This is a genomic window from Collinsella aerofaciens (assembly GCF_039062315.1).
Lineage (GTDB): Bacteria > Actinomycetota > Coriobacteriia > Coriobacteriales > Coriobacteriaceae > Collinsella > Collinsella aerofaciens_BG.
On sequence record NZ_JBCJBG010000005.1, the window covers coordinates 69,881 to 78,826 of the forward strand.

An 8,946-nucleotide genomic window follows, 5' to 3' on the forward strand; every position below is an offset into this window, starting at 1 on the left:
CGTGGCCTTCGAGCACTACATATATACCGGGACGACCCGCTTGCGCTGCGGCTACACCACGGGGAGCTGCGCCGCGCTCGCGGCGAAGGCGGCCTGCGAGATGCTCTTGTCACGAAAGCCCGTCGGCTGCGTGTCGATCGTCACCCCCGGCGGGCTGCCCGTCGAGGCGAACGTGGTCGACGCATGCATCGGCGAGGGGTGCGCCCAGTGCGCCGTGCGAAAGGACGCAGGCGACGATGCCGATGTGACCGACGGCGTGCTCGTGTACGCGCGCGTGGAACATGCGTGGTCGGGCACGGGCGCTGCGGGCAGCAAGGGCGTGCCTGCGCGCGAATCGGAAGTTTCCGTCGATGGCGGCGTGGGCGTGGGACGCGTGACGTTGCCCGGGCTCGAGCAGCCGGTGGGGGCGGCCGCCATCAACGCGACGCCGCGCGCGATGATCACTTCGGCGGTGCGCGAGGTGTGCGCCGCGCACGGCTTTTCTGGAAATATTGCTGTGACGATTTCGGTACCCGAGGGCGTTTCCCTTGCCGAAAAGACCTTCAACCCGCACCTGGGGATAGAGGGCGGCATCTCCATCCTGGGCACGACGGGCATCGTCGAGCCGCGCAGCCTCGCTGCCTTGCGCGACAGCATCGAGCTCGAGATCCGGCAGCATGCGGCTATGGGGCGGCGCGGAGTCGTGCTCACGCCCGGCAACTACGGCGGGCAGTTCATCTCGGGGCATTTCCACCTAAACGGTGCGCCGGTGGTCTTCATCTCCAACTTTGTGGGCGATGCGATTGATTGCTGCGTTCGCGAGGGATTCACCAATGTCCTTCTTGTGGGACACATCGGCAAGCTGGTGAAGGTCGCTGGCGGCATCATGGACACCCATTCGCGTACCGCCGACTGCCGCGCGGAGATTCTGGCCGCCCACGCGGCCTTGGCCGGCGCGGGCGCGAAGACCGTGCGCGAGATCATGTCGTCGGTCACGACCACGGCGGCGCTCGAGGTAATCGAGGCCGCCGGCGTGGGGGACGCTGCACGCGCCTCGCTCGCTGCGGCAATCGAGGACAGGTTGCGCCGTCGCGCGGCGGGCGCATGCGACATCGCCGCGGTCGTGTTCGACGCCGAGCGCCGCGAGCTTTTCCGCACGTCGGGCGCCGATGCAGTTATCGGGGAATTGGGGGCGACGTATGAGTAAAGGCGTGCTGTACGGGGTGGGCACGGGGCCTGGCGACCCCGAGCTACTCACGATCAAGGCCGTCCGCACAATCGAATCGTGTCCGGTCATCGCCGCACCGCAGACGGCGGACGGGGTCATGGTCGCGCTCGACATCGTGCGCGGCGCCGTCGACCTTACAGGCAAGACGGTGATCCCCGTGCGATTCTCGATGACGCGCGACGCCGAGCGCCGCGCGGCCGAGCATGCCTCGCTTGTTCGCGAGCTTGTCGCGCACCTGGATGCGGTCCGCGACGTCGCGCTGCTGAACCTGGGGGACCCGAGCATCTACGCTACTTTCCAGCGCATAGCGCCCGACGTGCGCGCCCGCGGGTTCGAGGCGCGCGCCATTCCCGGCGTGCCGAGCTTCTGCGCGGTCGCCGCAGCGCTCGAGCGCGACCTCACGCCCGAGATCTCGTCGCCTCTGCACATCGTGCCCGGCGGCTACGACGACGTGCGCCACGCAATCGGCTGGCCGGGGACAAAGGTGGTCATGAAGGCGCGCCGCTCGCTTGCGGACACGAAGCGCATCCTTCGCGAGGAGGGCGCCTTCGACGGTGCCGACCTCGTAGAGGACTGTGGGCTTCCGGGCGAGCGCGTGTACCGCTCGCTCGACGATGTGCCCGATCAGGGCAGCTACTTCTCGACGATGGTGGTGCGCTAGATGAGGGTTTCCTGCATAGCGTTCACTGAGAGGGGGTATGCGTTGGCGGAGCGCACCGCACACGCGCTTTCCGATTGCGCGCAGGCAGGTGAAGATGACCCTGGCTGGGACGTTTCCGTTTCGCGCGGGTTCGGCGAGGGGAAGGCCGACCTGCGCGCATGGACGGCGCTCGCGTGGGAAGCGTCGGACGCGCTTCTGTTCGTGGGCGCGGCGGGCATCGCCGTGCGGGCGATCGCGCCGCATGTCGCCTCGAAGGCAAGCGATTCCGCGGTTGTGGTGATCGACGAGGCGGGGCGCTTTGCCATCCCGCTTTTGTCGGGGCATTTGGGCGGTGCGAACGAGCTTGCGCAAACCGTGGCACGCGCGGCAGGGGCCATCTCCGTCATCACCACGGCGACCGACGTCCGCGGCGTGTGGGCGGTGGATACGTGGGCGCGCTGTGCGGGGCTCGCCGTTTCGAATCCCGAGGCTATCAAGCGAGTGTCGGCGCGGCTGCTTTCGGGCGGGCGCGTGACGCTCTATTCCGACATGCCGATTTCGGGACAACCGCCTGAGGGGGTTGACATTGTGTCCGACCGCGCTCGGGCCGATATCGTCGTGTCGCCGTTCGCGGGCGCGAATGCGGGTGCGTCCGTTTGCGCGGCGGAGACACCGGGCGAGGTCGTGCCCGCCGGTGAGACGGGGAAGCCGGCGGGCGTGCGGGCGCAGGCGCCTGCGCCCGAGCCACTTCGCCTTGTCGTGCCCTGCATCGTTGCGGGCATAGGGTGCCGTCGCGGTGCGTGCGCCGAAGCGATCGGGGAGGCGTTTCTTCTCGCGTGCGGGCAGGCGGGCATCTCGCCTTCGGCCGTGCGCGAGGCGGCGACGATTGACGTGAAGGCGCACGAGGAGGGTCTGCTCGCCTTCTGCCGCGCGCGGAATATCCCGCTTGCGACGTATTCTGCAGATGAGTTGTCGCAGGTCGAAGGCAGCGTTTCGCCATCTGATTTCGTGCGCGCGACGGTGGGGGTCGACAACGTGTGCGAGCGCGCGGCGCTCGCGGACGGGGGCAAACTTATCTTCCCGAAGCTCGCTCACGGCGGCGTAACCGTCGCGTTTTCCAAGGTAACTATCGAACTTTCGTTTAAGGAGCGGTGATGGGAAAGCTCTTCGTGGTGGGGATCGGCCCGGGCGGCCCCGACGGCATGACGATTGCGGCTCGGCGCGCGCTCGAGGCGGCCGACATCGTTGTGGGGTACACGAAATACGTTGAGCTCGCGCTCGCCGCCGTGCCCGATGCGGCGCATCTCGCGACGCCGATGATGCACGAGGTCGAACGGTGCCGCCTGGCGCTTTCGCGCGCGCAGAGCGGAGAAGCCGTGGCGCTCGTGTGCAGCGGTGACGCGGGCGTGTACGGCATGGCGAGCCCCGTGCTGGAGCTTGCGGAGGACTACCCCGATGTAGACGTGGAAGTTATCGCCGGGGCCACCGCGGCTCAGAGCGGGTCGGCGGTGCTCGGCGCCCCGCTTGCCCATGACTTCGCGGTCATGTCGCTCTCCGACCTGCTCACGCCGTGGGAGGTCATCGAGCGCAGGCTCGCCGCCGTGTCGAGCGCCGACTTCTGCATCTGTTTGTACAACCCGCGCAGCAGAAAGCGCGCCGACAGGCTCTCGCGCGCGGCGAAGATTATGCTCGAATGGAAGGCCCCCGACACGCTCTGCGGCTGGGTACGAAACATCGGGCGCGAGGGGCAGCAGTCGGGCATGTGCAGGCTCTCCGAGCTGGGGGAGTTCGACGCCGACATGTTCACTACCGTGTTCGTCGGCAACGCGGACACGAAGTGCGTAGGCGGCCGTATGGTCACGCCGCGCGGGTATCGGGAGATTCCATGCGAAAGGTAACGATCATCGGGGCGGGGCCCGGAAACCCCGACTTGCTCTCGCGCGCGGCGCTCGACGCGATCGACATCGCCGACGTGGTCATCGGCGCCCATCGCGCGCTTGTCGGCATCGACGTGCCGGCCGACGTGGTGAGATACGAGCTCGTGAAGACGGCGGACATCGTCGCCGCGCTCACCGATGCGGCGTCGTGGCAGCGCGCCGTGGTCGTGATGACGGGCGATGTGGGGCTGTTCAGCGGCGCACGCCGTCTGGTGGAGGCGCTCTCCGGCGACGCGCAGGTGGACGTGCGCATCATCCCCGGCATAAGCTCAGCGTCGTATCTCGCCGCGCGCCTTGCGCGTCCATGGCAGGATTGGCGCTTCGCGAGCGCTCACGGCGTGGCGTGCGACATCGCGGCCGAGGCCGAGCGCGCGGGTGAGCTCTTCCTCGCCACGTCGGGCGGGGAAGACCCCTCGCGGCTTTCGGGCGAGCTTGTGCAGGCGGGCTTCGGGGACGCGTGCGTGACGGTGGCCGAGCGCCTGTCGTACCCCGACGAGCGCATCACCTGCGCGACCGCAAGTGAAATTGCGGGTCAGACGTTCGACGACTTGAACGTGATGCTTATCGAGCCCGCAGGCGGCAACGGGTCGCCTGCGGGCTCTAGCGCAGCCTCCGAGGCGCCGGCCGGCGCGTCTGCGCCCGCGGCGGCTTCTTCCGCGGCGGACTCTGCGGGCGCATCCCGCGCCGCGAGTTCCCGCTGGCCGTATGCTTCCTCGGGCATTCCCGACGAGCTCTTCATCCGCGGCGACGTTCCCATGACCAAGCAGGAGGTGCGCGCCGTCGCGCTCGCGAAGCTGCGCCTTACCGCGACCGACACCGTGTGGGACGTCGGCGCCGGCACGGGGAGCGTGTCGATCGAGGCGGCGCTCGTCGCGCGAGCGGGCTCGGTATGGGCGGTGGAGCGCAACGCGGCCGGCGTGCGGCTCATCCGAGAGAACGCGGGTGCATTCGGGTGCGGCAACGTGCATGCGGTCCCCGGTGTCGCCCCCGATGCGCTCGCGAAACTGCCCGTCCCCGACGCCGTGTTCGTCGGCGGGAGCGCGGGCGAGCTTCCCTCCATCGTGGAGGCGGCGCTCGAGAAGAACTCGCAGGTTCGCCTGTGCGTGCCATGCGTCACCGTTGAGACGCTCACCGAGGCGTGCGCGCTCCTCTCGGGTTCGCGCTTTAAGGGGTTCGAGGCGTGCCAGGTGTCGGCCGCCCGCGCCGAGGCTGTAGGCTCGCACCATCTTATGAAGGCGCAAAACCCCGTGTTCCTCGTCAGCGCGCGTGGTGTAGGTGGGGAAGGCGGCGCCCGGTGAGCACGTCCATCCCGCGCTTCATGGTCGCTGCGCCCTCGAGCGGGAGCGGTAAGACGGTCGTAACGTGCGCGCTCCTGCGCGCGCTCGCGCGCCGCGGCCTTGCATGCGCGGCCTTCAAATGCGGCCCCGACTACATTGACCCGCTCTTTCATCGCCGCGTCGTGGGTGCGCGCTCGGGCAACTTAGACGGTTTCTTCACCGACGCCCCGACGCTGCGCGCCCTGCTCGCACGCGGCGCCGCGGGCGCGGATGTCGCGGTGCTCGAGGGGGTCATGGGCTTCTACGACGGCATGGCGCCCGGCGTGGCCAACGCGAGCAGCTACCAGGTTGCGCGCGACACGGAAACGCCGGTCGTTTTAGTGGTGAACGGGCGCGGGGCGTCTTTATCGCTCGCCGCCGTAATCCGCGGCATCGCCGAGTTCCTGCCTTGTGCGAACGTGCGCGGCGTCGTGCTGAACAAGACGAGCGCCGCTGCCTGCGCCTACGCGGCGCCTGCGATCGAGAAGCACACGGGCGTCGCGGTTTTGGGGAATATCCCCGCCGACGAGGCGTTCTCGCTCGAAAGCCGGCATTTGGGGCTTGTGACCGCCGACGAGGTCGAGCAGCTCTCCGCGCGCATCGATAAGATGGCCGAGCTGGTGGAAAAGAGCGTCGACGTCGACCGCTTGCTCGAAATAGCGGCGACGGCACCCGATATCCGCGAGGAACCTTACCGGTTGGAGCCGATCGCGGGAGCGCGGCCCATCGTCGCCGTCGCGCGTGACGAGGCGTTCTCGTTCTACTACGAGGAGAACCTGCGCGCGCTCGAGGACCTGGGTTGCGAGCTGGCCTTTTTCAGCCCCCTGTGTGATAGCGAGTTGCCCCGGGGGACAAGCGCCCTCTATCTGGGGGGCGGCTACCCGGAGCTCCATGCGCGGCAGCTCTCCGAGAACGCGCTGATGCGCGAGGCGGTGCGGCGCGCGGTGGAATCCGGCATGCCGACGGTCGCCGAATGCGGTGGGTTTCTGTACCTGCAGCGCGAAATCGCCGATAGCGAGGGGCGGCGTTGGCCTGTTGCGGGCACCCTTGAGGGCGCAAGCGAGAACGGGGGAAGGCTGTCCCATTTCGGGTACGTGGAGCTCACTTCCCAACGCGACGGGCTCTACGGGCCGCGCGGCACACGCATCCGCGCACACGAGTTCCACTACTGGCAGTCCACCTGCCCGGGCGGCGACTTCTGGGCGCAGAAGCCCCGGCGCGACAAGGGCTGGCCGTGCATGACGACCACCCCGTCCCTGGTGGCGGGCTTCCCGCATGTGTACTATCCTGCTAACCCCGACGTTGCGCGCGCGTTCGCATCTGCCGCAGCGTCGTTCGCAGAGAGGAGACGGCATGGCTGAAACAACCGAAACCGCGCTTGCCTGCATCCGCGAGGAAGTCGAGCGCGCGTTCTCGTCGGCGCCGGGCGCCGTGCTCGAAGCTGCGCTCTCCCGGATCGCGCCCGCAGACGAGTGCGCCCGCGCCGCCGCGTACGCCGCGTGGGACTCCATCGCGCACCCCTTGGGGGGATTGGGCGACTTTGAAGACGCCGTCGCGTGTATCGCCGCAGCTCAGGGGAGCGCCGAGGTGGCCGAGTCCCCCCGTGCGCTCGCGGTATTCTTCTCCGACAACGGGGTCGTTGCCGAAGGCGTGTCGCAAAGCGGGCAAGACGTGACGCGAGCCGTTGCGCGCAACATGTGCGAGGGGGCCACGAGCGCCTGCCGCATGGCGTCGTTCGCGGGTGCCGAGGTCGTGCCCGTCGACGTGGGTATGGCCCGGGGCATAGAAGACGCGCGCATGGTGCGCGCGAACGTGCGGCGGGGGAGCGGCAACATCGCGCACGGCCCCGCTATGTCTCGCGATGGGGCCGTTCGCGCGATCGAGGTCGGAATCGCCGTCGCGTGCGGGCTTGCCCGCGCCGGCGTGCGCCTTCTCGCCGCGGGCGAGATGGGCATCGGCAACACGACCACCTCGGCAGCGGTGGCCGCAGTGCTCCTCCGGGCGGACGCGCGGAGCCTCGTCGGGCGCGGCGCGGGGCTCTCGGACGCCTCGCTCGCGCGCAAGCGCGACGTGGTCGAGCGCGCTATCGATGCGAACTCGCCCGATCCCGCCGACCCGATCGACGTGCTCTCGAAGGTGGGCGGCTTCGACATCGCGGCGATGTGCGGCTTCTACCTGGGGGCCGCGGCCTCGAAGGCGCCGGCGCTCCTCGACGGGGTCATATCCTGCACGGCGGCCCTGTGCGCGGCGCGCCTGTGCCCCAACGCCTTGGGCTACCTCGTGGGCACCCACGCATCAAGCGAACCCGCAAGCCAGGAGCTCCTTCGCGAGCTCGGCATAAAGGCACCCCTCGACGCAGGCATGCATTTGGGCGAGGGCGCGGGCGCCATGGCGTATCTGCCCCTTCTGGATTCTGCGCTGCGCGTGTACCGGGATGGGAAGACGTTCACGGCGACTGGCATGGCTGCTTACGAACATTTCGAGGCCGGGAAATGACGGTGACGCTCGTTATCGGTGCCGCCGCGAGTGGCAAGAGCGCCTACGCCGAGTCCCTGTGCCTCGGGCACGACGGCCCCCGCGTGTACCTGGCAACGATGGAGCCCTTCGGGGAAGAGGGCGCCCGCCGCATCGCGCGCCATCGGGCGCTGCGCGAGGGCAAGGGGTTTTCTACCCTCGAGCGCACGCGTGACGTGGGCGCCGCAGTGCCCGGGCTTCCGCGCGGCTGCACGCTTCTTTTGGAGGACGTGGGCAACCTGGTTGCGAACGAGCTCTTTGCGGAAGGCGGCTTGTCCCCACGTGACCCCGACGCCGCGGCGCGCGAGGTGCTCGGAGGCATCGAACGGCTCGCTCAGGCCGCTGAGTATACGGTGGTGGTCACCGTCGACGTGTTCGCCGATGGGATGCGCTACGATGAGGGTACCGAAGCATGGAGGCGCGCGCTCGCGCGCGTGAACGCGGGCGTGGCGGCGCTGGCCGACCGCGCAGTCGAAGTGGTATGCGGGATTCCCGTGTGGATGAAAGGCGAAGGACCTACAAGGTGAAGATAGAAGAGGCAATCGGCGCGGCGTTCGGAACGTTCTCGCGCATCCCCGTCCCGAAATCGGCCTGGACCGATTTCGGGACAACCCATGCGCTTGCCGCGTTTCCCCTGGTGGGCCTTGCGGAAGGCTTCCTCATGACGGCGTGGGGGCACGTGGCGAACCTGCTCGGCGTGCCCGCGACCATCGTCGCGGCCGTACTCGTGGCGCTGCCTGTGGCGGTGACGGGGGGCATCCACCTAGACGGGCTCTGCGACACCTCCGATGCGCTTGCAAGCTGGGCCCCGCGCGAGCGAAAGCTCGAGATCATGCACGACCCGCGGGCGGGCGCCTTCGGGGTCATCGGTGTTGTTGTGTACCTTATTCTGCAGTTTTCCCTGTTCACCGCGCTGCCGCTTACGGCGGGAGCGTTCCTCGCGCTTCTGTGCTCGCTCGTGTTCTCCCGCTCGCTTTCGGGGCTCGCCGTTGAATGCTGGCCTGCCGCGCGGGCGGACGGCATGGCGGCGGGGCTCTCGCCTGCGAAGAAGCGCGCTGCGATCGTCGTGCCGCTTTGCGCTTTCGCTGCGGCTTCGGCTGCAGGGATGGTCGCGTGCGCCCAGACCGTCGGCGCCCTTATGGCGGTGGCGGGGCTTTTGGCGCTCGCGTGGTACCGCCATGTTGCCCTGTCCCGCTTCGGCGGGGTGACGGGGGATTTGGCCGGATGGTTTCTGCAATGGGCCGAGCTCGCGATGCTTGCCATGCTGGTGGCGGGGGGCATGCTCCTATGATACTCGTGGTAGGTGGCGCGCATTCGGGGAAAAGGACCTTC

Annotated in this window: 9 protein-coding genes; all 9 read left to right on the plus strand. The window is 68.8% G+C overall.

All coding sequences use genetic code 11. The features are described from left to right. Nucleotide 1: 1 nt before the first annotated feature. Genes cbiD through cobS form a run of 9 tightly spaced genes read left to right on the plus strand, consistent with a single transcriptional unit; the run spans nucleotide 2 to nucleotide 8,905 of the window. The gene (gene cbiD, locus ABCP74_RS03965; protein WP_343000832.1) at nucleotides 2-1,186 is read left to right on the plus strand and encodes a cobalt-precorrin-5B (C(1))-methyltransferase CbiD; all 1,185 of its coding nucleotides are present in this window, start codon (nucleotides 2-4) and stop codon (nucleotides 1,184-1,186) included. Beyond that, complete coding sequence (cobI, locus tag ABCP74_RS03970) at nucleotides 1,179-1,868, plus strand: precorrin-2 C(20)-methyltransferase (protein WP_343000831.1); 690 nt, start codon at nucleotides 1,179-1,181, stop codon at nucleotides 1,866-1,868. The genes cbiD and cobI overlap by 8 nt, the downstream gene beginning before the upstream one ends. Further along, nucleotides 1,869-3,002, plus strand: coding sequence for a cobalt-precorrin 5A hydrolase (locus ABCP74_RS03975; RefSeq protein WP_343004394.1), 1,134 nt, complete (start codon nucleotides 1,869-1,871; stop codon nucleotides 3,000-3,002). Continuing rightward, nucleotides 3,002-3,745 (plus strand): precorrin-3B C(17)-methyltransferase, encoded by a 744-nt coding sequence (gene cobJ / locus ABCP74_RS03980; RefSeq protein ID WP_343000828.1) that lies wholly within the window; start codon nucleotides 3,002-3,004, stop codon nucleotides 3,743-3,745. Before ABCP74_RS03975 ends, cobJ begins: the two co-directional genes overlap by 1 nt. Further along, nucleotides 3,733-5,082: a precorrin-6y C5,15-methyltransferase (decarboxylating) subunit CbiE gene (cbiE, locus tag ABCP74_RS03985; RefSeq protein WP_343000827.1), complete on the plus strand. Its 1,350-nt coding sequence runs from the start codon at nucleotides 3,733-3,735 to the stop codon at nucleotides 5,080-5,082. The genes cobJ and cbiE overlap by 13 nt, the downstream gene beginning before the upstream one ends. Beyond that, entirely contained in the window at nucleotides 5,079-6,461 is a 1,383-nt protein-coding gene (locus ABCP74_RS03990) for a cobyrinic acid a,c-diamide synthase CobB (RefSeq protein WP_343000826.1), read from the plus strand. Before cbiE ends, ABCP74_RS03990 begins: the two co-directional genes overlap by 4 nt. Beyond that, complete coding sequence (gene cobT / locus ABCP74_RS03995) at nucleotides 6,454-7,596, plus strand: nicotinate-nucleotide--dimethylbenzimidazole phosphoribosyltransferase (protein ID WP_343000825.1); 1,143 nt, start codon at nucleotides 6,454-6,456, stop codon at nucleotides 7,594-7,596. The genes ABCP74_RS03990 and cobT overlap by 8 nt, the downstream gene beginning before the upstream one ends. Beyond that, nucleotides 7,593-8,141, plus strand: coding sequence for a bifunctional adenosylcobinamide kinase/adenosylcobinamide-phosphate guanylyltransferase (locus tag ABCP74_RS04000; RefSeq protein WP_343000824.1), 549 nt, complete (start codon nucleotides 7,593-7,595; stop codon nucleotides 8,139-8,141). The genes cobT and ABCP74_RS04000 overlap by 4 nt, the downstream gene beginning before the upstream one ends. Then, a complete protein-coding gene (gene cobS, locus ABCP74_RS04005) occupies nucleotides 8,138-8,905 on the plus strand; it encodes an adenosylcobinamide-GDP ribazoletransferase (protein WP_343000823.1) in 768 nt (255 codons plus the stop codon). Before ABCP74_RS04000 ends, cobS begins: the two co-directional genes overlap by 4 nt. Nucleotides 8,906-8,946 lie beyond the last annotated feature (41 nt).

Bases quoted from the DNA above. Each gene is read 5' to 3' on its own strand.
- cobT (WP_343000825.1), top strand. From the start codon at position 6,454: ATGGCTGAAACAACCGAAACCGCGCTTGCCTGCATCCGCGAGGAAGTC.
- ABCP74_RS03975 (WP_343004394.1), top strand. From the start codon at position 1,869: ATGAGGGTTTCCTGCATAGCGTTCACTGAGAGGGGGTATGCGTTGGCG.
- cbiE (WP_343000827.1), top strand. From the start codon at position 3,733: ATGCGAAAGGTAACGATCATCGGGGCGGGGCCCGGAAACCCCGACTTG.
- ABCP74_RS04000 (WP_343000824.1), top strand. From the start codon at position 7,593: ATGACGGTGACGCTCGTTATCGGTGCCGCCGCGAGTGGCAAGAGCGCC.
- cobJ (WP_343000828.1), top strand. From the start codon at position 3,002: ATGGGAAAGCTCTTCGTGGTGGGGATCGGCCCGGGCGGCCCCGACGGC.
- cobI (WP_343000831.1), top strand. From the start codon at position 1,179: ATGAGTAAAGGCGTGCTGTACGGGGTGGGCACGGGGCCTGGCGACCCC.